The organism is Rhodanobacter sp. UC4438_H5 (assembly GCF_052978405.1).
In genome coordinates, this window is sequence record NZ_CM129672.1 from 3024860 (window position 1) to 3048645 (window position 23786).

Annotated in this window: 24 protein-coding genes; 9 read left to right on the forward strand and 15 right to left on the reverse strand. The window is 68.1% G+C overall.

Translation table 11 applies throughout. The annotated features are described in order from the left end of the window. Positions 1-104: 104 nt before the first annotated feature. From ACVCL9_RS13900 to lptM, 4 genes are all read right to left on the reverse strand, one after another. Complete coding sequence (locus tag ACVCL9_RS13900; protein ID WP_447099503.1) at positions 105-992, reverse strand: tyrosine recombinase XerC; 888 nt, start codon at positions 990-992, stop codon at positions 105-107. A 7-nt stretch (positions 993-999) separates the two neighbouring features. Further along, positions 1000-1692, reverse strand: a complete 693-nt coding sequence (locus ACVCL9_RS13905; protein ID WP_395120773.1) for a DUF484 family protein — start codon at positions 1690-1692, stop codon at positions 1000-1002. Between the two features lie 68 nt (positions 1693-1760). Beyond that, complete coding sequence (dapF, locus tag ACVCL9_RS13910; RefSeq protein ID WP_447097686.1) at positions 1761-2630, reverse strand: diaminopimelate epimerase; 870 nt, start codon at positions 2628-2630, stop codon at positions 1761-1763. A gap of 1 nt (position 2631) precedes the next feature. Further along, complete coding sequence (lptM, locus tag ACVCL9_RS13915) at positions 2632-2814, reverse strand: LPS translocon maturation chaperone LptM (protein WP_395120775.1); 183 nt, start codon at positions 2812-2814, stop codon at positions 2632-2634. A gap of 101 nt (positions 2815-2915) precedes the next feature. Here lptM and ACVCL9_RS13920 point away from each other — a divergent pair, with 101 nt between their 5' ends. Then, entirely contained in the window at positions 2916-3605 is a 690-nt protein-coding gene (locus ACVCL9_RS13920; RefSeq protein WP_395120776.1) for a hypothetical protein, read from the forward strand. 12 nt (positions 3606-3617) lie between these two features. Here the strand turns inward: ACVCL9_RS13920 and ACVCL9_RS13925 are convergent, their stop codons facing one another. After that, positions 3618-4091: a GNAT family N-acetyltransferase gene (locus ACVCL9_RS13925; protein ID WP_447097685.1), complete on the reverse strand. Its 474-nt coding sequence runs from the start codon at positions 4089-4091 to the stop codon at positions 3618-3620. A 201-nt stretch (positions 4092-4292) separates the two neighbouring features. Between ACVCL9_RS13925 and ACVCL9_RS13930 the strand changes: the two genes are divergently transcribed. After that, complete coding sequence (locus ACVCL9_RS13930; RefSeq protein WP_395120778.1) at positions 4293-5777, forward strand: RimK family protein; 1485 nt, start codon at positions 4293-4295, stop codon at positions 5775-5777. Positions 5778-5781: 4 nt separating this feature from the next. Here the strand turns inward: ACVCL9_RS13930 and ACVCL9_RS13935 are convergent, their stop codons facing one another. Then, positions 5782-6042: a hypothetical protein gene (locus tag ACVCL9_RS13935; protein ID WP_447097684.1), complete on the reverse strand. Its 261-nt coding sequence runs from the start codon at positions 6040-6042 to the stop codon at positions 5782-5784. 116 nt (positions 6043-6158) lie between these two features. Here ACVCL9_RS13935 and aroE point away from each other — a divergent pair, with 116 nt between their 5' ends. Both aroE and ACVCL9_RS13945 read left to right on the forward strand, forming a co-directional pair. Beyond that, the gene (aroE, locus tag ACVCL9_RS13940; RefSeq protein WP_447097683.1) at positions 6159-6989 is read left to right on the forward strand and encodes a shikimate dehydrogenase; all 831 of its coding nucleotides are present in this window, start codon (positions 6159-6161) and stop codon (positions 6987-6989) included. Positions 6990-7111: 122 nt separating this feature from the next. Further along, a complete protein-coding gene (locus ACVCL9_RS13945) occupies positions 7112-7654 on the forward strand; it encodes an energy transducer TonB (RefSeq protein ID WP_447097682.1) in 543 nt (180 codons plus the stop codon). Between the two features lie 7 nt (positions 7655-7661). Here ACVCL9_RS13945 and ACVCL9_RS13950 read toward each other — a convergent pair whose 3' ends face one another. Then, complete coding sequence (locus ACVCL9_RS13950) at positions 7662-7991, reverse strand: low molecular weight protein tyrosine phosphatase family protein (RefSeq protein ID WP_447097681.1); 330 nt, start codon at positions 7989-7991, stop codon at positions 7662-7664. After that, positions 7991-8524, reverse strand: a complete 534-nt coding sequence (locus ACVCL9_RS13955; RefSeq protein ID WP_447097680.1) for a gamma carbonic anhydrase family protein — start codon at positions 8522-8524, stop codon at positions 7991-7993. Before ACVCL9_RS13955 ends, ACVCL9_RS13950 begins: the two co-directional genes overlap by 1 nt. Positions 8525-8617: 93 nt before the next feature. Between ACVCL9_RS13955 and ACVCL9_RS13960 the strand changes: the two genes are divergently transcribed. Next, on the forward strand, positions 8618-10675 hold the full coding sequence (locus ACVCL9_RS13960; protein ID WP_447097679.1) for a M3 family metallopeptidase: 2058 nt from the start codon (positions 8618-8620) through the stop codon (positions 10673-10675). 163 nt (positions 10676-10838) lie between these two features. On the opposite strand, the gene ACVCL9_RS13965 is transcribed toward ACVCL9_RS13960, so the two are convergent. After that, complete coding sequence (locus tag ACVCL9_RS13965; protein ID WP_008438719.1) at positions 10839-11048, reverse strand: cold-shock protein; 210 nt, start codon at positions 11046-11048, stop codon at positions 10839-10841. Between the two features lie 217 nt (positions 11049-11265). Between ACVCL9_RS13965 and xth the strand changes: the two genes are divergently transcribed. The 4 genes from xth (at position 11266) to ACVCL9_RS13985 (ending at position 14487) form a co-directional block, all read left to right on the forward strand. Next, positions 11266-12033: an exodeoxyribonuclease III gene (xth, locus tag ACVCL9_RS13970; RefSeq protein WP_447097678.1), complete on the forward strand. Its 768-nt coding sequence runs from the start codon at positions 11266-11268 to the stop codon at positions 12031-12033. A 5-nt stretch (positions 12034-12038) separates the two neighbouring features. Beyond that, complete coding sequence (locus tag ACVCL9_RS13975) at positions 12039-12716, forward strand: YecA/YgfB family protein (protein WP_395120790.1); 678 nt, start codon at positions 12039-12041, stop codon at positions 12714-12716. 87 nt (positions 12717-12803) lie between these two features. Further along, entirely contained in the window at positions 12804-13550 is a 747-nt protein-coding gene (locus tag ACVCL9_RS13980) for a DUF4336 domain-containing protein (protein ID WP_447097677.1), read from the forward strand. 103 nt (positions 13551-13653) lie between these two features. Next, on the forward strand, positions 13654-14487 hold the full coding sequence (locus ACVCL9_RS13985) for a pirin family protein (protein ID WP_447097676.1): 834 nt from the start codon (positions 13654-13656) through the stop codon (positions 14485-14487). A gap of 84 nt (positions 14488-14571) precedes the next feature. On the opposite strand, the gene ACVCL9_RS13990 is transcribed toward ACVCL9_RS13985, so the two are convergent. The 6 genes from ACVCL9_RS13990 to ACVCL9_RS14015 all read right to left on the reverse strand — a co-directional run bounded on the left by ACVCL9_RS13990 (position 14572) and on the right by ACVCL9_RS14015 (position 23771). After that, the gene (locus ACVCL9_RS13990) at positions 14572-15393 is read right to left on the reverse strand and encodes a carbohydrate ABC transporter permease (protein ID WP_395120795.1); all 822 of its coding nucleotides are present in this window, start codon (positions 15391-15393) and stop codon (positions 14572-14574) included. Then, complete coding sequence (locus ACVCL9_RS13995; protein WP_447097675.1) at positions 15390-16268, reverse strand: carbohydrate ABC transporter permease; 879 nt, start codon at positions 16266-16268, stop codon at positions 15390-15392. Before ACVCL9_RS13995 ends, ACVCL9_RS13990 begins: the two co-directional genes overlap by 4 nt. Further along, positions 16265-17545: a sugar ABC transporter substrate-binding protein gene (locus ACVCL9_RS14000; RefSeq protein WP_447097674.1), complete on the reverse strand. Its 1281-nt coding sequence runs from the start codon at positions 17543-17545 to the stop codon at positions 16265-16267. Before ACVCL9_RS14000 ends, ACVCL9_RS13995 begins: the two co-directional genes overlap by 4 nt. After that, complete coding sequence (locus ACVCL9_RS14005) at positions 17542-19035, reverse strand: glucoamylase family protein (RefSeq protein ID WP_447097673.1); 1494 nt, start codon at positions 19033-19035, stop codon at positions 17542-17544. The genes ACVCL9_RS14000 and ACVCL9_RS14005 overlap by 4 nt, the downstream gene beginning before the upstream one ends. Before the next feature lie 64 nt (positions 19036-19099). Then, positions 19100-20614 (reverse strand): tryptophan halogenase family protein, encoded by a 1515-nt coding sequence (locus ACVCL9_RS14010; protein ID WP_447099502.1) that lies wholly within the window; start codon positions 20612-20614, stop codon positions 19100-19102. Positions 20615-20723: 109 nt separating this feature from the next. Further along, a complete protein-coding gene (locus tag ACVCL9_RS14015) occupies positions 20724-23771 on the reverse strand; it encodes a TonB-dependent receptor (protein WP_447097672.1) in 3048 nt (1015 codons plus the stop codon). Between the last annotated feature and the right edge of the window lie 15 nt (positions 23772-23786).

Below are 23786 nucleotides of genomic sequence, written 5' to 3' on the forward strand. Positions count from 1 at the left end.
GGGGTGGTCGGGCAAGGCTTCAACACGCCGCCGGCAGGAGCGCACCCCGTGCGCGACCGCTCTTCGTCAGGTGACGGCAAGAGCATCGCGCACAGGGTGCGCTCCTACGGCTTCCTTTTGGCCCGCGGATGCGCCGCGTCGTACACCTTGGACAGATGCTGGAAATCCAGGTGGGTGTAGATCTGGGTGGTGGCGATGTCGGCGTGGCCGAGCAGCTCCTGCACCGCGCGCAGGTCGCCGGAGGATTCCAGCATGTGGCTGGCGAAGGTGTGCCTGAGCAGATGCGGATGGATGTGTTTCGGGATGCCCTGCTGCAGCGCGAGGGTGTTCATGCGCAACTGAATCGTGCGTGGATGGATCGGCGCGCCGCCGCGGCCGCGGAATACCGGGCCGTCCGGCGGCATGCCCTGCTCGGCGCCGAGCGCACGAAGCGCGGCCACGGCGTGGCGGCCGACCGGCACGATGCGCGTCTTGCTGCCCTTGCCCAGCACGCGCACCTCGCCGTCGTCGAGCTTGAGGTCGAGCCAGCGCAGGCCGCACAGCTCGGACAGGCGCAGGCCGCTGGAGTAGAACAGCTCCAGCATCGCGCGGTCGCGCACGGCGAGCTTGCCGCCGCTGTCGGTCTCCACCAGCGCGGTGGCCTCGTCCACGTCGAGCACCTGCGGCAGCTTGCGGCGCACCTTGGGGCCGCGCACGCCGAGCAGCGGATCGTGGCTCAGCGTGCCCTCGCGACCGAGCTGGCGGAACAGGCTGCGGCAGGAAGAGAGCAGGCGCTGCAGGCTCTTCGGCGCCAGCCCCGCGCGATGTTCGCCGGCGATGAACGCGCGCATGCGCGCGCCGTCGAGTGCTTCGAAGGTGCCTACCTGACCTGCCGCCATGAAGCGCAGCAGCTTGTCCAGGTCGCGCCGATAGCCGGCGACGGTGTGCGGCGAGGCGTGGCGTTCGCCGGCGAGGCGGGCCAGCCAGGCATCGACTTGGCCGGCCGGGGTCACTACCGGCTCAGGAGACATCCCGCGAGCGCGCCAGCGCGGCGGTGATGGTGGCGGAGATCATCCTCAGGAACAGCGTGCCCATGCCCGGCTGGAAGCGGTTCGGGTCGGCGCTGCCGATGGCCAGCATGCCGGCGTCGCCCAGCGGGATCAACGCCACCGACTGCAGTCCGGTCGCGTGCTCGCCGAACAGCCGCGCCAGCTTGTCGGCCGACAGGCGGCCGGAGCTGGGCTCGCCCTTGTGCAGGAAATCGGCGAACTCGGGCAGCGCCGCCGCGCCGCCGGCGATCTGCTGCAGCCAGTCGGCGCGCGGCAGCTTGGGTTCGGCCCCGAACAGCAGCAGGCTCACGCGCTCGGTGTGGAAATCCGCGCTGAGCCGTGCGATCACCGTGCGTGCAGTGACCTCCATCGTGCTGGCGCGCAGCAGCGCCACGGTCAGGCCGTGCACGCGCTCCATCAGCTTCTCGTTCTCGGCGGCGATCTCGACCAGTTCGGCCAGCCGCCGCTCCAGCTCGGCGTTCTTGTCGCGCAAGCTCTGCATCTGGTAGACCGCCAGCGAGGCCACCGCGCCGCCGCTCTCGCGCGGCGGCATGGTCAGCTTGGCGGCAAGCTCGGGGTACTCGCTGAGGAATTCCGGGTGCCGCTTCAGGTAGGCGGCGACCACGCGGGCCTGGGTGGCGTCGTCGAGCAGGGTAGCGGTCATGCGCGGAGATCCTGGAGCGGGGCGGGCGGGGCTTGCCTGCCGCAGTGTGCGATGGACGCGCGCGGGCTTCAACCGGCCGGCGGCGGTTCGACGCGGGGAAGCGCCCATTCGCCCTCGAAAACGAAGGCCGCCGGGCCGGTCATCCAGAGCGCATGGCCGGCGCCGGCCCAGTCGATGCGCAGGCTGCCGCCGGGCAGCGCCACCGCGACGCGCTCATCCACTTCGCCGCGCCGGTGCAGCACCGCCATCGCGGCGCAGGCCCCGGTGCCGCAGGCGCGGGTCCAGCCGGCGCCGCGCTCGTGCACGCGCAGGCGCAGGTGGCTGCGGTCCAGCCGCTGCACGAAGCCGGTGTTGGCGCCTTCGGCGAAGCGCGGATGCCGGGTCAGCAGCGGGCCGAGCCGTTCCAGCGCGGGATCGGCCAGGTCATCGACCGTCACTACCGCATGCGGATTGCCCATCGAGACGGCGCCGATGTCCAGCGTGTCGCCGCCGACCTCGATCGGGTAATGCGCGGCCGTCGCCGCGGCCGCGAACGGAATCCGCGCCGGTTCGAAGATCGGCTCGCCCATGTCTACGGTGACTTGGTCGGGTGCGAGCACGCGCACCGTCACCGGGCCGGACGGACTCTCGATGCGCACCGCCTGGTCCAGCGCCAGCGCGCCGGCACGATGCAACCACGCCGCCACGCAGCGCACGCCGTTGCCGCACTGGCCTGACGGCGAGCCGTCGGTGTTCCAGATGCCGTAGTAGAACGCGCACGACGGATCGCGCGCCGGCTCCACGCTGAGCAGCTGGTCGAAGCCCACGCCGGTGTGGCGATCACCCAGCGCGCGGATCTGCACCGCGTCGAGCGCGAACGCCTGCCGCCGGCAGTCCAGCACGACGAAGTCGTTGCCGCTGCCGTGCATCTTGGAAAAGCGCAGTGGCGCCGGCGCCATCTCAGTGCTCGCCGGAAGCATCCGCGGCCACGCTGGCCGGCATCGCCGGTGCCGGTGCGCTGGTGGCCGGTGTCGGCGGCGGCGCGGTTCGTGCCGGCGGCAGCACCAGCGGTCCCTTGTTGCCGCAGCCGGCAAGCAGGGCGACGACGAGGGCGAGCGGCAGCAACAACAGGGATCGGCGCATGGCGGGGTTCCTCAGCAAGTGGCCAGTATAGCGAGGCACCCGCGGTGCGCCGGCTATCATGGGGCGGCGGCGCGTGCCGCGCGACGACGAGGGTGGATGCGATGGACTGGAGCGCCTTGCTGCGCATGCCGATGACGGTGCTGCTGGTGCTGGCCGCGGTGTTCGCGCTGGTCACCCTCGCGCAGCTGGTGATGCTGCGCCGGCACCTGCAGGCGCGTCGTCGCGCAGCGGCCAGCTGGCGGGCGCTGCTGTGCGTGGCGGCGTTTGCGCTCACACTGTTGCTGGCCGGCACCGGCGCCGCGCTGCGTGGCTACCACCTGCTGGGCGAGGAGGCGTCGGTGGTCGAGATCGACGCGCGCATCCTGTCGCCGCAGCGCTGGGCGCTCAACCTGACCTGGCCCGACGGCAGCACGCGCGAGGTCGAACTGGCCGGCGATGCCTGGCGCGTCGAGGCGGTCGTGCTGAAGTGGAAGCTGCCCGCGCTGCTGGCCGGCGTGCCACCGCTGTACCGGCTCGATCGGCTCTCCGGCCGCTACGACGATCCCGCGCAGGAAATGACCGCGCCGCGCACGGTGATCAGTTTCGAGCCGGCCGGTGCGTTCGACCTGGTCAAGCTGGGCAAGACGCACCCTGCGTGGCTGCCGGAACTCGACACGGTCTACGGCAGCGGCGCGTTTCTGCCGCTGGTCGACGGCGGCCACTACACGGTGAACCTGATGCGCACCGGCGCGCTGGTGGCGCGGGCGGACGACGCCACTGAGCAGCGCATCCGCCACCCGCTGGGCGGCTGACGCGCGACGCGATCAATCCAGCGCCTGCTCGTAGCGCCAGGCGTCGGTGCCGTCCTCGTAGTAACGCCGATACGCGCCGAAACGGCGGAAGCCAGCGCGCTCGTACAGGCGGATCGCCGCGGCGTTGTCCGGACGCACCTCCAGCCGCAGCCGGTCGCAACCGCGCCGTCGCGCGGCGGCCGCGGCCGCCTGCAGCAGCGCCGCGCCGATGCCCAGGCCGCGCGATTCGGGTCGCGTCGCCAGCGAATACACGCGCGCCACCCGGCTGCGCTTGCGGAAAAACAGCACCGCGCTGCCGAAGAAATCGTGGCGGCCGCCGCTGGCTACCAGCACTTGCGCCGAATCGCTGTCCAGGTGGCGGCGGTATTGCGCCCGGCTCAGGCGGTCGCCGTCGAACGCGTTTTGTTCCAGCGTCACCAGGTCGTCGAGATCGGAAAGATCCGCGCGGCGCACGCGCGCCGGTGCGGTGACGGGCAAAGACGGCATCGAGGGTGGTATCCGTGGCATCAGGCAGGGCAATCCCGCGGACTCTAGCAGGCGCTGCACAGGCTGGCGCGGGCGGGCATTTACGTCTCCTTCAGTGCCATCCCTTGTGTCGTCGCGGCGCTGTGCCAGACTGCGCACTTTGCGCCGCCGCCCGCCCCGGGCGCGACCGGCCGCGCATGCCACTTGGGATCGAGAGGTGTCATGGCCCGCCTGGTCGTCGTTGTCGAGAAAGCCTCCGACTGGAGCTCGTATTACCCCTCCGTTGATGTGATGAGCGCAATGGATTATCTGCGCACGCCGGTCGGTGCCGACGACGAACGCACCCACGTGATCAACCTGTGCCGCAGCTACAAGTACCTGGGCACCGGCTACTACGTGTCGTTGCTGGCCGAGGCGCGCGGGCACAAGGTGATGCCGTCGGTGCGCACGGTGAACGACCTGCGCCGGCGCTCGCTGTACGGCCTGGACATCGACGACCTCAACCAGAAGCTCACCCACTTCCTGCCTGCCGGCGGGCGCGACACCACCGACTTCGGCATCCTGGTGTACTTCGGCGAGACCGCCTACCCGGCGCTGCAGGACCTGGCCCGGCAGGTGTTCGAGATGTTCCCCTGCCCGCTGCTGCGCATCGAGTTCGAGCGCGACCGCGTGTGGCAGGTCAGCTCGATCAAGCCGGTCGGCCTGCATTCGCTGGACGACGCGCAGGAGGACGCCTTCGCCGAGGAACTGGACCGCTTCTCGCGCAAGCTGTGGCGCAAGCCGCGCGCGCGCAAGCAGTTCCGCTACGACCTGGCCATGCTGGTCGACCCGGCCGAGCAGATGCCGCCGTCGAACAAGCGCGCGCTGAAGGCATTCATCGGCGCCGGCAAGGAGCTGGGCATCGAGGTCGACCCGATCGGCAAGAACGACTACCAGCGGCTGGCCGAGTACGACGGCCTGTTCATCCGCGAAACCACCGCCAGCGACAACCACACCTACCGCTTCGCCCACCGCGCCGAGAAGGAAGGCATGGTGGTGGTCGACGACCCCAGCTCGATCCTGCGTTGCACCAACAAGATCTACCTCAACGACCTGATGGTCTCGCGCAAACTGGCGGTGCCGCGCACGGAGATCCTCTATCGCGACGACAGCAAGGGCATGAAGGAAGTCGTCGAGCGGCTCGGGTTCCCGCTGGTGCTGAAGATCCCGGACGGCTCGTTCTCGCGCGGCGTGGTCAAGGTCGAGGACGAGCAAGAGCTGGCGCACGCGGCCAGTGGCCTGTTCCAGCACAGCGCATTGCTGCTGGCGCAGGAATACGTCTACACCGAGTTCGACTGGCGCATCGGCGTGTTCAACCGCGAGGCGATCTACGCCTGCAAGTACTACATGTCGCGCGGCCACTGGCAGATCTACAACCACGGCGCCACCGGCACGGCAAAGTCCGGCGGGTTCGAGACCATCGCGTTGAAGGACGCCCCGGTGGCCGTGGTCAAGCTGGCGCTGAAGGCGACCCAGCCGGTCGGCGACGGACTCTACGGCGTCGACCTCAAGCAGGTCGGCAACCGCCCGGTGGTGATCGAGGTGAACGACAACCCCTCGATCGACGCCGGCGTGGAAGATGCCTATCTCGGCGACGAACTGTACCTGCGCGTGATGCGCGAATTCCTGCGCCGGATGGAACGCAAGCGCCAGGGCGGCGCCGTCTGAGCCATCAGCGCCAGGCCGCGCCGTGAACGGTGTGGACGACACGCAGACGCCGCCGCGCCAGCCAGCGGCGCGGCAGCCCCGGTTCCAGCGCCAGCAGCACCAGCAAGGGCGCGACCAGCAGCCAGAACGCGGGCGTCCAGCCCAGGAGCGCGGTGTGCGCCGGCACCAGGGTGCTCAGCAGCAAGACGCCACCTCCGAGCAGCCAGGTGCTGGCAGCGGTAAACAGGCGTGGATGATGCGGTGAAAGCGGGCTCGACGTGCGCATGGGGCATCTCCCGTGAAAGTGCCGCCAGCGTGCCTGCCGCTCATCTCACCGCCTGCGACCATGCACGCTGAGGGGTGGCTTGTAGACTGGCAGCCAGTACTCCTCAGGGAACCCCCATGCAGCCCGCCCAGTTCGCCGTGTTCGGTCACCCGATCAGCCACAGCCTGTCGCCGGCGATCCACCAGGCGTTCGCGCAGCAGTGCGGCATCGAGCTGGCATACCGCGCGATCGACGTGCCGCCGGCCGACTTCGCCGATGCGGTGCGGCGCTTCTTCGCCGATGGCGGCCGCGGCGCCAACGTCACCTTGCCGCACAAGGCGGCCGCGTTCGCGCTGGCCGACCAGCACAGCGTGGCAGCCACGCGGGCCGGCACGGCCAACGTGCTGACCCGGCTGGAGGACGGCCGTCTGGCGGCGCACAACACCGACGGCGACGGCATGGTGCGCGATCTGGCCGAACGCCACGAGATCGACCTGCGCGGCCATGACACCTTGCTGCTCGGTGCCGGCGGCGCAGCGCGCGGGGTGGCCTGGCCGCTGCTCGATGCCGGCGTGCGATCGCTGACCATCGTCAATCGTTCGCCGGCGGCGGCCGACGCGCTGGCCGACGCCATTGGCGAGCCGGCGCGGGTGCGTACCCGCTACTGGGACGACCTGGCCACCATCGGCAGTTTCGACCTGATCGTCAACGCCACCTCGGCTGGCGTGCTCGGCGCGGCGCTGCAACTGCCGTTTGCCCTGCTCGGCAGCCGCGCAGTGTGCTACGACCTGTCCTACGGCCAGGCCGCCGCCGGTTTCATCGGCTGGGCCCGCGCGGCCGGCGCGCGCTACGCCTGCGACGGCCTGGGCATGCTGGTGGAAACCGCGGCCGACGCCTTCGCGCTGTGGCATGGCCAGCGACCGGACACCGAGCCGGTGTACCAAACCTTGCGCCGGCAAACGGCCTGAGCGCACCGGTCGCCGCCGCGCCACACGACTGAAACAATGCGCGGGCAGGATGGCGCGACCCGCCGGGAGCGCGCCGATGACGACGACTCCAGCGCGCGGCCATCGTTTGCGCAGCAGGTGTCATGTCCCGCTTTCTTTCCACCGTATCGCACCGATACGCGCTTGCCGTCGTCTTGCTGCTGGTGTTGGGCGGAGCCGCTGCGACCTTCCGGCGGGGCCCGGTGGCGGCACCTTCGCCCACTGGAACGACCGCTGTCGAAGCGGCCGGGACACCGCTCGACGATGCGCAGAGCGACCGCGCCATCCTGCTCGGGCTGGCGCGCGACGCCATGCGCGACGGCCGCCTGATCGCGCCGGCCGGCAGCAACGCGTTCGAGTTCTACCTCAGCGTACTGCAGCTGGAGCCGCACGACCGCACCGCGCACGAGGCGTTGCGGGAATCCTTCGGCCGCGCCTCGGAGGAGATCGAGCGCACCATCAACCGCAACGAACTGGAGGAGGCGCGCCGCGAAATCGATCTGCTGCGCGAATTCGACAGCAACAACTTCACGCTGTCCCTGCTCGGCGGCAAACTGTCCGCCGCGCGCAACATCCTGACCCGGCAGCACGAGGCCGAAGCCGAGCGCATCCGCCAGGCGAACGCCATGCGCGGCGCGGCGATGTGAGGCCGGCTCAGCGCAGCAGCGGCCCGGCCTTCCGCAGCAGCGCCGCGACCAGTTCCGCCTGCATGAAGGCGTAGCGGTCGGGAATGTCCAGGCAGACGATCTTCTTGCCCTTGAGCCGGGCGCGATGGCGCGCCTGCAGGCGCCGGCGATGGCTGCTCTCCATCACCACGATCCATTCGGCCCGGTCCAGCTGGTCCGTGCTCAGCACCACGTCGGCGTCGTCGGCGAGGCCGGCCGAATCCACCTCGAGGTTCGGCCATGCGCCGAACACCCGCTCGGCAGTCGGGCTGCGCCGGCGGTTGCGGCTGCACAGGAACAGCACGCGACGGATGCCCATCAGGCCTCCGCCAGGTAGACGTCCTTCAGCCGAACGTAATGCCCGGCCGAATAGTGCAACTGCTCGATCTCGCGCTCGCCCAGCACGCGCACGCATTTCGCCGGGTTGCCCAGCCACAGCTCGCCCTCGCCGACCACCTTGCCCGGCGGGATCAGCGCGCCGGCGCCGACGAAGCCGTGGCGCATCACCACCGCGCCGTCGAGCACGCTGGCGTGCATGCCGATCAGGCAGTAGTCGCCGATCGTGCAGGCGTGCACCACCGCACCATGGCCGATGGTGACGCCCTCGCCGATCAGGCACGGGTAGCCCGGGCCGTACGGGCCGGCGTGGGCCACGTGCACGACCGCGCCGTCCTGGATGCTGGTCTTGGCGCCGACGCGGATGGCGTTGACATCGCCGCGCAGCACCGTGCCGGGCCAGATCGAGACGTCGTCGCCGAGCACCACGTCGCCGATCACCGTGGCGGCGGGGTCGACGTAGACGCGTTGGCCGAGCGTGGGCGCGATGCCCTTGAAGCTGCGCAGGGAATTCATCGGCGCATTCTAGCGGCGCGCGGTGCCTCGTCACGCTGCCGCGCTTGATTTCGCCCGGCGCGATCGCCACGCTGGCGGCTCAAAGGAGACCGCATGAGCCCCGACAATCCGCTGCTGGCCGACGACACCCTGCCGGCGTTTTCGCAGATTCGCCCCGAGCACGTCCAACCGGCGATCGACGCGATCCTGGCCGACTACCGCGCCGCCATCGACGCGCTGGTCGCCCCCGGCGCGCCGCGCGACTTCAACCACGTGATGCTGACCCAGGAACGGCTGGAGCAGCGCCTGGCGCGGGCCTGGGCACCGGTGTCGCACCTGCAGGCGGTGGCCGACAGCGAAGCGCTGCGCGCGGTCTACGGCCCGGCCGAGGAAAAACTCACCGAGCACGCGATCGAGCTGGGCCAGAACCGCGCGCTGTACGCGGCGGTGCAGACGCTGGCCGATGCGGCGGATTTCGCCGCCTTGCCGCGGCCGGAGCGCGCGCTGGTCGAACATGCCCTGCGCGACTTCAGGCTGTCCGGCGTGGCGCTGGCCGAGCCGGCGCGTTCGCGCTTCCGCGAGATCGGGGTGGAGCTGTCGCGGCTCTCCACCGAGTTCTCCCACGCGGTGCTCGATGCCAGCGAGGCATGGCACGAACACGTCACCGACGAGCGCGACCTCGCCGGCATCCCTGCCTCCGGCCTCGCCGTGCTGCGCCAGTATGCGCAGGATCAGGATCTGGACGGCTACCTGGTCACGCTCAAGCAGCCCAGCGTGCAGGCCGTGCTGAACTACGCCGACCACCGCGGCCTGCGCGAGCGGGTGTACTGGGCCTACCAGACCCGCGCTTCGGACCAGGGTCCGGATGCGGGCAAGTTCGACAACAGCGAGCGCATCGAGAAGATCATGGCCCTGCGCCACGAAGCTGCGCGCCTGCTCGGCTTCGCCAATGCGGCGGAGGAGTCGCTGGCCACCAAGATGGCCGCCTCGCCGGCCGAGGTGCTGGAGTTCCTGCACGACCTGGCCGCCCGCGCCAAGCCCGTCGCGCAGCGCGAACTGGCCACCCTTCGCGAGTTCGCCCGCGCCGAACTGAAGCTCGACACGCTCGAACCGTGGGATGTCGCCTACGCGTCGGAGAAACTGCGCCAGCGCGAGTACGCACTGGACGAGGAGCAGCTCAAGCCGTACTTCCCGCTGCCGGCGGTGATCGACGGCCTGTTCGGCCTCGCCGGAAAACTCTACGGCATCACTCTCGCCGCCCGCGACGACGTCGACGTGTGGCACCCGCAGGTGCGCTACTACGACGTGCGCGATGCCGCCGGCAAGGTGTTCGCCGGCGCCTACGTCGATCTCTACGCGCGCAACGGCAAGCGCGGCGGCGCCTGGATGGACGTCTGCCGCGCCCGCTTCGACGACGGCGGCCAGGAGCAACGGCCGGTGGCCTTCCTCACCTGCAACTTCGCCCCGCCCACCGAGGGCAAGCCGGCACTGCTCACCCATGACGACGTGCTGACCCTGTTCCACGAGTTCGGCCACGGCCTGCACCATTTGCTCACCGGCATCGCGCTGCCCTCGATCGGCGGCATCGACGGCGTGGAATGGGACGCGGTGGAACTGCCCAGCCAGTTCATGGAGAACTTCGGCTGGAATCGCCAGGCGCTGGACCTGTTCGCGCGCCACTGGCAGACCGGCGAGCGGCTGCCGGACGAGCTGTTCGAGCGCATGCTGGCCGCGCGGCATTTCCACGCCGGCCTGTTCCTGGTGCGCCAGCTGGAGTTCGCGTTGTTCGATTTTCTGCTGCACCTGGAGTACGAGCCGTCCCGCGGCGCCCGCGCGCTGGCGGTGCTGGAGCAGGTGCGCAAGCAGGTGGCGGTGCTGCATCCGCCGGCATGGCAGCGCTTTCCGCACGGCTTCAGCCACATCTTCGCCGGCGGCTACGCGGCCGGTTACTACAGCTACCTGTGGGCCGAACTGCTCAGCGCCGACGCGTTCGGTGCGTTCGAGGAGCAGGCGGGGGAAAGCGGCAGCGTGATCGACCGCGCCACCGGCGAGCGCTTCCGCCGCGAGTTCCTCGCCGTCGGCGCCAGCCGCCCGGCGCTGGAGAGCTTCATCGCCTTCCGCGGCCGCAAACCCGAGCCGGAGGCGCTGCTGCGCAGCTACGGTTTGGCGTGAAGGGCCGGGAATGGGGAATAGGGAATAGGGAATCGCAAAAGCGGTCGGTCGCGAAGCGTTGCCGCTCTTCCTATTCCCTATTCCCCATTCCCTATTCCCCGCCCCCAAGGCAAAAAAAAGCCCGCCGAAGCGGGCTTTCCTTCAGGAGCTGAGTCTGTGCGACTCAGGCAGCCTGGACTTCCTCGGCCTGCAGGCCCTTCTGGCCCTTGGTGACGATGAACGTGACGCGCTGACCTTCCTGCAGGGACTTGAAGCCCGTGCCCTGGATCGCGCGGAAATGCACGAACAGGTCATCACCGCTTTCCGGCGTGATGAAGCCAAAACCCTTGGCGTCGTTGAACCACTTGACTGTACCGCTCTGACGATCCGACATGTAACGTTACCTTTGAAGCATGGATGATTTGCGGCTCGGAGCGATTGCACTTGACCGCAAGATGGGCAAGTGAACCGGGTGCTCCGGACGGCTTGCCCGCGCAGCATACACTGGAAATCGCGATTTCGGTGGCTTTCCTGCACCGAAGTATTGCGATCGGCGCGAACCGTTCAGCCGGCCCGCCGGGCCGATCGGGGCAATCCTTTACAATATCCCGATGAAAATCGCCTCCTGGAACGTCAACTCGCTGAAGGTGCGCCTGCCGCATCTGGGCCAGTGGCTGGCCGACGCACAGCCGGACATCGTGGCGCTGCAGGAAACCAAGCTGGAGGACGCGAAGTTCCCGGTCGACGAGCTGGCCGCTGCCGGCTACCGGGCCGTGTATTCGGGCCAGAAGACCTACAACGGCGTGGCGATCCTGGCCCGTGAGGCGCCGGTCGACGTGATTACCGACATCCCCGGCCTGGACGACCCGCAGCGGCGCATCCTCGCCGCGACCATCGGCCCGCTGCGCGTGGTCGACCTGTACGTGGTCAACGGCAAGGCGGTCGGCGACGAGAAATACGCCTACAAGCTGGACTGGATGGCCAGGGTGCGCGAGTTCCTGGCGCGTGAGCACGAGCGCCACCCGAACCTGGTGGTGCTGGGCGATTTCAACATCTGCCCCGACGATCGCGACGTCTACGACCCGGTGGCCTGGGGCGAGGACATCCTGTGCTCGCCGCCCGAGCGCGAGGCACTCAAGGCGATCACCGACCTGGGCCTGCACGACAGCTTCCGGCTGTTCGAGTCCGCGCCCGGGCACTACAGCTGGTGGGATTACCGGCAGGCGGCGTTTCGCCGCAACATGGGCCTGCGCATCGACCTGATCCTGATCGGCGACGCCCTGAAACCGGCCGCCATGGCGGCGGGGATCGACCGGGAACCGCGGCGCTGGGAGCGCCCGTCCGACCATACCCCGGTAACGCTGGAACTGGACATCTGACCGAAATGACTGCAAAGAACGAATGGCCGAGCTCGCTGGACGACCACGAACTGGACGAACTGGACCGCTACCTGCGCGCGCATACCGGCGAGGGCGACCTGCTGCTCGATGGGGTGCACGGCCTGCTCTCGGCGCTGGCCGTCGGCCCGCTGCTGGTGCTGCCCGAGGAATGGCTGCGCGAGGTGCTGCACGAGCCGTTCGAGGATGAGGACGAAGGCAATCGCGTGCTGGCCCTGCTGGCCAAGCTCAACGATTCGATCAGCGCCGAGCTCGACGTGGATGCCTACGAGCCGATCCTGGGCGAAGTCGAATCCGAGGCCGGTCCGATGCTGTCGGCCGCCGGCTGGTGCGAGGGCTTCAGCCGCGGCATCGACCTGCGCGCCGCCCTGTGGGAAGGCCGCCTGGCTGAAGATCCCCAGCTGATGGAGCTGCTCGGCCCGGTGATGGCGCTGGCGGTGGACGAAGGCATCCTGCGTGCCGAGGCCGAGTTCGAAAAGCTCAGCGACGACGAATACGACGACTGCCTGGGCCAGGTGCCGGCGGTGCTGCAAGCCGTGAACCAGTACTGGCAGGCCAACCCCGCCACCGAGGCGGAAGTGGAAGCGATGGTGCGCCAGCACCAGCCAGCCAGCGATAGCGAGGCCGCACCGCCGCGCCAGCGCAGCGGTCACTGGGTGCATTGAGGGCCGGGATTCGGGAATCGGGATTCAGGATTCGGAGTAAACCCATCGCCCGCGAGCGGGCTCCTGCTGCATTTGGCGAGGTCATTCGTGACGGAACTCGGCTTGTACACCCCGCTCGACACGTTGAAACCGGTTGCCGCCGACATCTGGATCGTCGACGGCCCGGTGGTGGCGATGGCGGCGCTCGGCATGCGCATGCCGTTTCCCACCCGCATGACGGTGGTGCGGTTGCCCGACGGCGGGCTGTGGTGCCACTCGCCGATCGCGCCCGACGCGGCGCTGTTCGAGGCGATCGATGCGCTCGGGCCGGTGCGCCATCTGGTGTCGCCCAACCTGCTTCATTACGCCCATATCGCCGCGTGGAAGCAGCGCTACCCCCACGCCACGGCGTGGGCTTCGCCCGGGGTGCGCCAGCGTGCGGCCAGCCAGCGCATCGACGTGCATTTCGACGCCGATCTGGACGACGCGCCGCCCCCGGACTGGGCCGGCAGCATCAAGCAGATGTGCTTCCGCGGCAGCCGCGTGATGCAGGAATTCGTGTTCCTGCATGACGCCAGCGGTACGCTGATCCTCACCGACCTGATCGAGAATTTCGAACTCGACAGGCTGCACGGCCCGATGCGCTGGCTGGCACGGCTGGGTGGCGTCCTGGACCCCGACGGCAAGGCGCCATGGGACATGCGCCTGACCTATCTGGGTCGCAAACGCCAGGCACGCGCTTGTCTGGCGCGGATGCTGGCGTGGCAGCCGCGGCGCGTGGTGCTGGCGCACGGGCGCTGGTTTCCGGACAACGCCATGGCCGAGTTGCGCCGGGCCTTTCGTTGGCTCGACTGAGCCGGTGTCGCGCCAGCGAAACGATCCGTTCCGGTGACACCGCTTGGATCGGCGCACGAATCGGACCATCTTGGCGGGCATGTCTTACCAGCCGGAGAACCCCATGAGCGATCGCACCATCACCCGCCGCATCCGCGGCACCGACACCTCCGACGGCGCCGGCGTGAAGCTCAAGCGCATCATCGGCCAGCCCGGGCTGGACATGCTCGACCCGTTCCTGTTGCTGGACGAATTCCGCTCCGACAGCGCCGATGACTACATCGCCGGCTTCCCCGAACACCCGCATCGCGGCTTCGAGACGGTCACCTACATGCTCGCCGGCCACATGCGGCACGGCGACAACCATGGCAACCGCGGCGACCTCACGCCGGGCAGCGTGCAGTGGATGACCGCCGGCCGCGGCATCCTGCACTCGGAAATGCCGCAGCAGGAAAACGGCCTGATGTGGGGCTTCCAGCTGTGGGTGAATTTGCCGGCGAAGGACAAGATGACGGCGCCGCGCTACCAGGACATCGCCCCGGAGCGGATTCCGGTGGTGCATCCGGCCGACGGCGTCGAGGTCAAGGTGATCGCGGGCGAGCTGGCCGGCGCCACCGGACCGGTCGAAGGCATCGCCACCGCGCCGGTGTATCTCGACGTCAGCCTGCAGCCCGGTGCGCGGTTCGCGCTGGCGTTGCCCGTCGGCCACCACGGTTTCGCCTACGTGTTCGAGGGCGAATCGGCGCTGGTCGGTGGCGAACGGCTGCAACGCAGCGAGCTGGGCGTGCTGTCCGATGGCGAACAATTGCAGCTGGCCGGCGGCGACAAACCCTCGCGCCTGCTGGTCGTCGCCGGCAAGCCGCTGAACGAACCGGTGGCTCGCTACGGTCCGTTCGTGATGAACACCCAGGCGCAGATCCACGAGGCGATCACGGATTTCCGGGCGGGCCGGTTCTAATCAGATAAAGCGCTCCTTGCATTCGCCCCCTCTCCCAGAGGGAGCGAACGCAAGGAGCGCGTCACTCCATTAAAGCGGGCGCTCTCACCCCTTCACGCTCCCCAGCAACAACCCCTGCAGGTAATGCCGCTGCAGCGCCAGGAACAGCACCAGCACCGGCAGCACGGTGACGACCGAGCCGGCCATCATCAGTTCGGTGTCCTCGCTGTGTTCGCGCACCAGCGAGGCCAGCGCCAGTGGCAGGGTGTAGTGCTCCTGGCCGGTCAGCACGATCAGCGGCCACATGAAATCGTTCCAGGCGGCGAGGAAGGTGAACACGGTCAGCGTCACCATCACCGGCTTGAGCAGCGGCAGCATGATCTGCACGAAGATGCGCCACTCGCCGGCGCCGTCGATGCGCGCCGCTTCCAGCAACTCGTCCGGCACGCTGCGGGCGAACTCGCGCACCAGGTAGATGCCGAACAGCGTGGCCATGCCCGGCACGATCGCGCCGGCGTAGCTGTTGACCAGGCCGGCATATTTCAGCAGCAGGAACAGCGGCAGCATCGCCACCTGGGCGGGGATCAGCAGCGCGCCGATCAGCGCGCGGAACAGGCGCTCGCGCCCGGCGAAGCGCAGCTTGGCGAAGGCGTAGCCGGCCATCAGGTTGCATACCAGCGCCAGCGCGGCGATCGCGCCGGAGATCGCCAGGCTGTTGAGCAGGTAGCGGCCCATGCCGGCACGGGCGAACAGCGCACGGTAGTTGTCCAGCGTGGGTTGCGCGGGCAGCAGCGGCGGCGGCAGCGAGCTGGCGCTGCCGGCCGGCATCAGCGAGGCCGACAGCATCCACAGCAGCGGCAGCACGGCCACCGCGGCGCAGCCGAACAAGGCGCCGTTGACCAGCCACCGGGCGAGGCGCGGGTTCATGCCGCCGCCCCGCGTCGCGCCAGTCGCAACAGCAGCATGGTCACCGCCAGGATGATGCCGAACAAGGCGAAGGCGACGGCCGAGGCCACGCCGAAGTTCCACCACTTGAAGCCGTCGTCGTACATCAGGTAGAGCACGCTCGTGGTGCTTTGCAGCGGCCCGCCTTCGGTCATCACGTAGGGCTCGGCGAACAGCTGGAAATAGCCGGCCACGGTGAGCACCATCACCAGCACCATGGTCGGCCGCAGCATCGGCAGGGTGATGTGGCGGAACTGCCGCCAGCGCGAGGCGCCGTCGATGCGCGCCGCCTCGTACAGCTCCGGCGGGACCGCCTGCAGGCCGGCCAGCAGGATGATCATGTTGTAGCCGAAGTTCTTCCACACCGCGAAGGCGATGATCGTGGGCATCGCCCAGTGCGGGTCGCCCAGCCAGTCCACCGGGTTCAGTCCCAGCATCGCCAGCGCATGGTTCACCAGGCCGTACTTGGTGTTGAACAGGTAGCGCCAGATCACCGCCACCGCCACCACGGTGGTCACCACCGGGGCGAACAGCACGGTGCGATGGAACGCCTTCATCCGCGCCAGCGGCGAGTTGAGCAGCAGCGCGGTGCCCAGCGAGGCGCCGATCGACAGCGGCACGCCGACAACCACGAAGTAGAACGTGTTGCCCAGCGCGGTCCAGAACAGCGGCCGCTGCAGCAACTCCCCATAGTTGTGCAGGCCGACGAAGCGCAGGTTGCGGATGTCGGCCAGCGCGTACAGGTCGTAATCGGTGAGGCTCAGGCCCAGCGCGCCCAGCACCGGCACGAAGAAGAACACGCCCAGCACCAGCAGCGCCGGGGTGAGGAACAGCCAGGCGGTGCGCGCGCGGCTCATCGCGTGCGCCCGGCGCGGTCGAGCATCCAGCGCCGCTTGGCCAGGATCGCGTCGGTGCGGCGGTCGATCTCGGCGGCGGCCTGGTCCACGGTGAGCTCGCCGTGGGCCGCGCGCGCGGCGACCAGCTGCATCTCGGTGACGATGCGCTCCCATTCCGGCACCGGCGGGGTCGGCTTGACCCGTTCCAGCTGCTCGTGGAATGCCTGTACCGCGGGATCGCCACGCAGCGCGTCGCCCCGCCACGCCGAACGGCGCGGCGGCATGTCGCCCAGCAACGCGTAGAACTGCTGCTGCACCTCGGGGCGCGACAGGTATTCGATCAGCAACCAGGCCTGCGCCTTGCGCGGCGAGTGGCGAAAGATGACCAGGCTGGAGCCGCTGGCGATGCCGGCTCCCGGGCCGTGCAGGCCAGGCAGCGGCGCGGTCGCCCATTCGTCCTGCCGGGACGCCGGGAGGCGTTGGCGGAACTCGCCGATGTTCCACGGCCCGGAGAAGTAGAACGCGTACACGCCGCGGCCGACCTCGGCCCATGGGTTGGGCACTTCGGTGTTGGCCAGCAGCGGCGCTTCGTGTCGCTTGAACCGCTCCACGTAGAACGCCAGCGCGCGCTTGAAGCCGGCGCTTTCGAAATTGCCGTAGCGGCCGCCGTCGCGCAGCAGCGGCTCGTCCTGCTGCAGGGCCAGCGACAGCAGCTGCTCGAACTCGTTGGTCGGCAGCAGGATCGCGTAGTGATCGGGCGCGGCCTGCGCCTGCAGCGCGGCCAGCTGCCGCGACCAGGCAGCCCAGTCGCGCGGCGGCGCGTCGAAGCCGGCGGCGGCGAGCAGGTCCTTGCGGTAGAACAGCAGCCGCGTGTCGACATACCAGGGGATGCCGACCAGGGTGCCGTCGATGCGGTTGGTGGCCCAGGTGCCGGGAAAGTAATCCGCCGGCTGCACCACGCGCGAACGTTCGACGTACGGCTGCAGCGGTTCGAGCGCATCCAGCGCGCACATCTCGGCGAGCCAGGTGTTGCCCAACTGGGCCACGTCCGGCGTGGTGTCGCCGGCGATCGCGGTGAGCAGCTTCTGGTGCGCCGCCTTCCACGGCAGTTGCTGCACGTCGACGCGGATGTCCGGGTGTTCGCGCTCGAACGCCGGCATCAGCTGCGCCACTGCCTCGCTCTCGCGGCCCATCGCCCAGAAGGTCAGTGTGTGGCGATCATCGTGATCGCCCCGGCAGGCAGCGATGCCGACCAGCAACAGCGCCGGCGCCAGCAGTCGCCAGCGCCGCCGGCTCACGGTGTGGCCGCCGCCCGTGACAGCCAGCCGCCGCGGAAGCCGGCCTGCTGCAGGCCCTTGCGCACATACGGGTTGCGCTTCATCACTTTCCACACCAGGCCGCTGCGCCAGTTCTCCAGCATCAGCAGGATCGGGCCCTGGTCGATGCCCAGGTACTCGGTGTCGACCCAGCCGAAGCCGGGAATCACCAGGCCGGTGCGCAGCGGCGCGTCGGGATCGCGCAGGGTCAGGTTGAACGCGTCGCGGAAGCCGTACTTCGCGTAGATGTATTTGCCGTAGCGCTGTTTCATGTGCAGGAACTCCGGCACCACCAGGTCCGGCGCGAAGGCGATCGAGCCCAGCGCTGCCGTGGGCGCGATGGTACCGTCATCGACCACGTGGCGCAGGCCCACGCCGCGCGCGGAGTAGCCGAAGTAGCGCCGCTCGCGCCCGTCCGTGACGATGCCGAAGTGGCCCGGGCCGTTGCTGGCCGTCAGCCCCCACAGGTTCTCGCCGTAGCCGGTCCAGCCCGCCGGATTGGCGATCGCGTAGTTGCGTTGCGACAGCACCGCATGGCGGCCGTTTTCGAAATAATCCGAATCGTGCTGGCGCATGAAGTCGTCACGGATGCCGCGGAAGTCGATCCACGCGGCGCTGTACTGGTGGCCGAACAGCGGCCCGAAGGTCAGGAAGGTTTCGCCGTAGAGCGTGCCCCAGTAGCGCGGGTTGGTGCGCGTCCACGCGTGCCACGCCGCGGGCTGCAGCGGATGGGTGGGCGAGCCCAGCGCCAGGATGTAGAGCAGGTTCGCCTCGCTGTAGCCCTCCCAGTCGTGCGGGATGAACTCGCCGCCGGGGGTCCAGCCCATGCTGACCAGCGGCGGGCGTGCCTGCATCCACGGCCAGTCGACGCGCTTGTAGAGCATGTCGGCGAGCGCGCGAATCTCTTTTTCCTGCGGCGTGTCGCGGTCGTAGTACGACTGCGCGAACAGCACGCCACCGAGCAGCAAGGTGGTGTCGATGCTGGACAGCTCGACGCCGCGACCGTGGCGCAAGCCGGTCTGCATGTCGAGGAAGTGGTAGTAGAAGCCGCGGTAGCCGGTGGCGTCATCCTCGCTGGCGTTCTGCGGCGAGTCGGCGAAGAAGCGCAAGGTCACCAGGGTTCGCTTGACCGCCTGGTCGCGGTTGATCCAGCCCCGTTCGGCGCCGATGCCGTAGGCCGTCAGGCCGAAACCCACCGCCGCGATGCTGGAGAACGACTGCCCCGGCCAGTGGTCCGGTGCCAGCCCGTTGACCGGATTGGTGGTGTCCCAAAAGAACTGGAAGGTGCGGTGTTCCAGCTCGTCCAGTTGCGCCTGCTGGTCGGCAGGGAGGGCGGTGAAGGCCAGCGGCGCGTGGCGCGTGGCCTCGGTGGTGATGTCCTGCGCTGCGGCTGGTGCCCATGCACCCAGGCCGGTGAGCGCGAATGCCAGCAGCAATGGGGCGAGGAAGGAGCGGAAGCGCAGAAGACTCATCGAGCGGAATATCCGTGGCGACGAATGAAGGATGTGGTTCTTGTGTTGATGGTGCAAACCCGGGTCACGCAGCTCCAGCGGTGCAGTAGCGATCGATGAAGGCCTGTTGCATCGGCATCGAATCGACGCAGCTGGCGACAACCTGGCCGACACCGGCAATGAACTTGCGCAGGTCCCGCTCGGGCATCTGGTCAACCAGGGGGTGATAGCCCCGCGGGATGATGCCTTGGCCGATCATCACCTGTACCCAGCTGACCAGAGCAAACATTTCCTCGGCATTGCGGAAGAAGCGGCCGCTGTCGCGAAACAGGGCGATGTTCTCGCGCAGTTGATCCGGAATCGACATCGTGCGGCACTGGCGCCAGAACGGCGTGTCGTCCCGCCGGGTGGCGTGGTAGTGCAGAATGAGAAAGTCACGGATGCGCTCGTACTCGAAAACGGCTTGCGCGTTGTAGCGATTGATCACCACCTCGCTGAAATCGCGCTGCGGAAAAAGATTGAGCAGGCGCGCGATACCGGACTGGATCATGTAGATGCTGGTCGATTCCAGCGGTTCCAGGAACCCGCTGGACAGTCCCAGCGCCACCACGTTCCTGTTCCAGAACTTCTTGCGCACGCCGGTGGTAAAGCGCAACGGGCGCGGCTCGCCGACCGCAGGTGCGTCGAGATGGGCGAGCAAGGTTGCCGCTGCTTCGTCGTCGCTGACATGGCCGCTTGAATACACGTAACCGTTGCCGGTGCGATGCTGCAACGGAATCCGCCACTGCCAGCCGGCATCGCGCGCGGTGGAGCGCGTGTAGGACGTGGGTGGTCCCACCTTCTCGCAAGCCACCGCAACTGCACGGTCGCACGGCAGCCAGTGCGTGAAGTCCAGATAACCCGTATGCAGCGCCTGCTCGATCAGCAGGCCACGAAAGCCGGAGCAGTCGATGAACAATTCGCCATCGATCCGCTCGCCGCTTTCCAGGACGACGGCCTCGACAAAGCCGTCATGCGCACGCAGCAGGGTCTGGGAGATCTTGCCCTCGGTACGACGCACGCCGCGCCGCTCGGCGTAGCCCCGCAGGTACCTGGCGTAGCGGCCAGCATCAAAGTGGTAGGCATAGGCGATGTCCGCCAGCGGCGAGCCGGCCGGTACATCGGTGGCCGAAGGCATGAACTTGCCAAGCGGCGCGGCCACCGTGTTCAGCGAGTAGGCGCCGATGTCCTCGGCGATACCCAGCTGATTCGCCTTGATCCAGAACTGATGAAACGGCAGCAGGCTGACATCGTGGCCGATCGTGCCGAAGCCGTGGATATACGTGTCGCCGATGCGGCCCCAGTCGTTGAACTGGATGCCGAGCTTGAACGTGCCCTGCACCTGCCTGATGAACTCGATCTCGTCGATTTCCAGGAGATTGTTGAAGAGCTTCAGGTGCGGCACCGTCGCCTCGCCGACGCCGACCGTGCCGATTTCTTCCGATTCGATCAGCCGGATTGCATAGTCCGGCCCGAGTACCTTCGCAAACGCCGCTGCAGCCATCCAGCCCGCGGTGCCACCGCCGACAATCACGATATTGCGGATGCGTGGATCAGTCATGGAAAACCCGCTCGTGCAAGGGAGTGCTTCGGCGTGAAGAACAAAGCCCGCGAAACGCGGGCTTTGCATGAGACCGCTCCGGTGCCGTCCACCGGCTCGAAGCTCCGCCCTAGAAGCTGATGCCGGCCGTGGCCCTCAGGGTGCGCGTGTAACCGGTGATGTCGCCGGTGGGGTTGTAGAACACCTGCGGGTTGTAGACGCCGCCGCTGCCGTAGTTCGTCATGTAGCCCACGGTATTCCTGAAGTTGAACACATTGATCAGGTCGATGCGCACATAGCCACTGACGTTGTCGTAGATCTTGAAGTTCTTCGTGGCCTGCAGGTCGAGGTCGCGATAGCCGAAGACCTTGCCGCCGATCAGGAAGCGGCCGTTGCCCGGTGGCGCGATGGCGACGACGCGACCGCCGGCGCCGTTGGTCACGCCGTTGTCCTGGTTCGTCGCCGGCGCACCATAAAAGGCCATGCCGACGTTGGGAACGGGTGTGGACAGGGTCAGCTTGCCGCCAAACACGAAGCCCCAGGGGCCATCGATGTTGCCGGTCACCACGAGCCGGTTCTTGGCCACGGCACCGCCGACAAACGGGTAATGGCCGACGGTCTCGAAGTCGAACGCGTACTGGTCGGTCGGGTCGTTGTTGTTGTGGTTCTGACTCGAATGGGTGTGGGTGTAGGCAATCGTCAGGCCCCAGTGCGATTCCTTGGTATAGGGCTTTTCCGCGGACAGCAGGACCTGGGTGGTGCGGGTTTCCAGGCCGTTGTTGCCGATGATGAAACTGCCGAAGCCGGGGATGCCGTTGCCCCACGGCTGACTGCCGTTCTGCCAGAAACTGCCGTCGGGATAGCGGTTGCCCAGCGTGTAGACCAGGCCGTCGTGGCTGCGGATGTTGGCGATCGCGGCGCTGGTGTTCCATTCGCCGATCGTGTTGCGCATGCCCAGGCTGATCTGGTCGGAGTAGGGCGTCTTGAGGTGGTTGTTGACCGCGTCCACCTCCTTGCCGGTGTTGGTTCCGGCCACCAGCGCCTGCAGGGTCGCGATGTCCATGTATGACGGATCAAAGGCGTAGCAGGTACCGACCCCTACCGTGCACGGATGGAGCGGGGTGTTGAACTGGATCGTCGGCTGCGACAGCACCGACTTGGTCTGCTCGACCTGGATCGCCTCGTACAGGTTGCGATCGTAGGAACGGCCGATGCCGCCGAAAATGACATGCGCTTCGTCCCCGTTGAGGTCGTAGGAGAAACCGAGACGGGGCTGGAAGTTGTTCTTCGGCGCCTTTCGATTGTTCCCGGTGCTGATGTAGTCGTTGATGTCCACGCCGCCCAGGGCCAGTGTCTGCGCGTAGGTCTGACCGGCGGGCGCACCCGTGTGGGGATCGGGGCTGTTGAGGGCGGCGACCACGTTGGCTGGCGTGACGTAGTTGAGATAGGAAGGCGTTTCCTCGTAATCCCAGCGCACGCCCAGGTTCAGGGTCAGCTTGTCGTTGATGGCCCAGTCATCCTGGATATAGGCGCCGAACTGCTTGTCGCGACTGGTCGCCACCGGACTTTGCCCCGGCGTGGGTGAGCCGAACTGCACTTCGTAGGGGGTCGCCTCGGTGCCGGCATCGGGCGTGACGGCGTAGCTGAACAAGGCATTCGTATCGCCGGCGTCCTGCGCCGTGAGTTTCACTTCCTTGTACTTCACCCCCATCTTGATGACGTGGTCGCCGTGCCACTCGAAATCATTGAAGGTCAGGTCGTCCTGCAGCGCCGGCCCTTTCTGGCCCTTGTTCTGCTGGGCCAGCGGGGAGTTGCCTGTCTGCAGGATCGTCTGGTTCTGGTTGATGTCCTGCGTGTACCGCGCACCGGCGCCGTGCATGGCGGGCGTGGGTGAGAAGAACGCGTCCTCGTACGTCACCTGCAGGCGGTTGAACCAGCTGTAGGCGCTGTGATCCCAGCGCAGGTCATAGCGTTTGTCGGTGTTGTTCGTGTTGATGGCCGCCGACGGCGTGGTGACGCCGCCGATGCCGGACACCTGGGTTTCGTCGCGATACTTGCCGCTGAGCTCGAAGCGATCGCGGTCGGTGGGCTCCCAGTCGATCTTGCCGAACCAGTCGTTTTCCTTGAACGGCAGGCTGGCCGGGCCGATCTGCGCGCTGGCGCTGGCGGGCAGCTGGCTTTCGTAGCCGCCGCCGATCAGGCCCGGAACCACCGTGGTCGGCGTGTCGAATTCCTTGCCCTCGTAGGCAATGAAGAAGTGCGCCTTGTCCTGGATGATCGGGCCGCCCAGATCGAAGCCGTAGTCCTTTTCGTGCGAATCGGTCTTCTTGTGGTTGGCTATTTCGGAAGGCGTCTTCGCGCGCATGGCGGTGTTGGTGAAGTCGCCGAAGACGTCGCCGTGGAAGGTGTTGGTGCCGGACTTGCTTTGCGCCACCACGGCGGCGCTCGAGACCTGGTCGAACTCGGCCTTGTAGTTCGAGGTGATGACCTTGTATTCGCCGATGGCCAGCTGCGGGAACGGGTTGCCCTGGCTGCCGGTCTGGCCGGTGACGCCGCCCTGCAACACGTAGTTCTTCTGGCCCACGCCGTCGATGTACACGTTGATCGCGCTGGTGGCCTGGGCGCCGGAACGCAGGCTGGTGTTGCCGTTCGCATCGCGCGTGAAGACCATGCCCGGCACGGCGTCGGCGAATTGCAGGAAGTTGCGCGAGGATTGGGGCGTGGCGTCGATCTGGCGCAGCGACACCGTGTTGCCGACCTCGGACGTCTTCACTTCCTGCAAGGCCGTTGCAGTCACCGTGACGGCGCCGAGGTTGGTCGCGTTGGCTGCGGCGGGTGCGCTGGTGCTGGTCGCGGCCGCGGCCGTCAGATTCAGGGTCGCGGTGGACGCCACGCTGAGCGTGACGGTCTGTGTCGTGCCCGGGCCGGCATCGACCGTATACGTGCCGGGTGGCAGGCCGACCAGCGCATAACTGCCTTCGCCGTTGGCCTTGGTCACGCGGGTCGAGCCCGTGGCGATATTCCTGGCGGTCACCAGGGCGTTCGGAGGCGCATGGCCGCGCAGGTTCGCGTCGGAACTCGCGGCCATCACGAACGATGGTGCGACGGCCAGAGACATGATCGACGCGCCGATCAATCCGGCCAGCAGGTTCTTCTTGAATTGCGTTGAGGTTTTCATCGCTCCCCTCCCCGG

Bases quoted from the DNA above. Each gene is read 5' to 3' on its own strand.
- ACVCL9_RS13990 (WP_395120795.1), bottom strand. From the start codon at position 15,393: ATGAACCCGCGCCTCGCCCGGTGGCTGGTCAACGGCGCCTTGTTCGGC.
- ACVCL9_RS13950 (WP_447097681.1), bottom strand. From the start codon at position 7,991: ATGGGCATCCGTCGCGTGCTGTTCCTGTGCAGCCGCAACCGCCGGCGC.
- ACVCL9_RS13920 (WP_395120776.1), top strand. From the start codon at position 2,916: ATGGACTGGAGCGCCTTGCTGCGCATGCCGATGACGGTGCTGCTGGTG.
- ACVCL9_RS13955 (WP_447097680.1), bottom strand. From the start codon at position 8,524: ATGAATTCCCTGCGCAGCTTCAAGGGCATCGCGCCCACGCTCGGCCAA.
- ACVCL9_RS13945 (WP_447097682.1), top strand. From the start codon at position 7,112: ATGTCCCGCTTTCTTTCCACCGTATCGCACCGATACGCGCTTGCCGTC.
- ACVCL9_RS13935 (WP_447097684.1), bottom strand. From the start codon at position 6,042: ATGCGCACGTCGAGCCCGCTTTCACCGCATCATCCACGCCTGTTTACC.
- ACVCL9_RS14005 (WP_447097673.1), bottom strand. From the start codon at position 19,035: ATGAGTCTTCTGCGCTTCCGCTCCTTCCTCGCCCCATTGCTGCTGGCA.
- ACVCL9_RS14010 (WP_447099502.1), bottom strand. From the start codon at position 20,614: ATGACTGATCCACGCATCCGCAATATCGTGATTGTCGGCGGTGGCACC.
- ACVCL9_RS13965 (WP_008438719.1), bottom strand. From the start codon at position 11,048: ATGTCGGATCGTCAGAGCGGTACAGTCAAGTGGTTCAACGACGCCAAG.
- ACVCL9_RS13960 (WP_447097679.1), top strand. From the start codon at position 8,618: ATGAGCCCCGACAATCCGCTGCTGGCCGACGACACCCTGCCGGCGTTT.
- ACVCL9_RS13975 (WP_395120790.1), top strand. From the start codon at position 12,039: ATGACTGCAAAGAACGAATGGCCGAGCTCGCTGGACGACCACGAACTG.
- dapF (WP_447097686.1), bottom strand. From the start codon at position 2,630: ATGGCGCCGGCGCCACTGCGCTTTTCCAAGATGCACGGCAGCGGCAAC.
- ACVCL9_RS13925 (WP_447097685.1), bottom strand. From the start codon at position 4,091: ATGCCGTCTTTGCCCGTCACCGCACCGGCGCGCGTGCGCCGCGCGGAT.
- aroE (WP_447097683.1), top strand. From the start codon at position 6,159: ATGCAGCCCGCCCAGTTCGCCGTGTTCGGTCACCCGATCAGCCACAGC.
- ACVCL9_RS13905 (WP_395120773.1), bottom strand. From the start codon at position 1,692: ATGACCGCTACCCTGCTCGACGACGCCACCCAGGCCCGCGTGGTCGCC.
- ACVCL9_RS13930 (WP_395120778.1), top strand. From the start codon at position 4,293: ATGGCCCGCCTGGTCGTCGTTGTCGAGAAAGCCTCCGACTGGAGCTCG.
- xth (WP_447097678.1), top strand. From the start codon at position 11,266: ATGAAAATCGCCTCCTGGAACGTCAACTCGCTGAAGGTGCGCCTGCCG.
- lptM (WP_395120775.1), bottom strand. From the start codon at position 2,814: ATGCGCCGATCCCTGTTGTTGCTGCCGCTCGCCCTCGTCGTCGCCCTG.
- ACVCL9_RS13985 (WP_447097676.1), top strand. From the start codon at position 13,654: ATGAGCGATCGCACCATCACCCGCCGCATCCGCGGCACCGACACCTCC.
- ACVCL9_RS14015 (WP_447097672.1), bottom strand. From the start codon at position 23,771: ATGAAAACCTCAACGCAATTCAAGAAGAACCTGCTGGCCGGATTGATC.
- ACVCL9_RS13995 (WP_447097675.1), bottom strand. From the start codon at position 16,268: ATGAGCCGCGCGCGCACCGCCTGGCTGTTCCTCACCCCGGCGCTGCTG.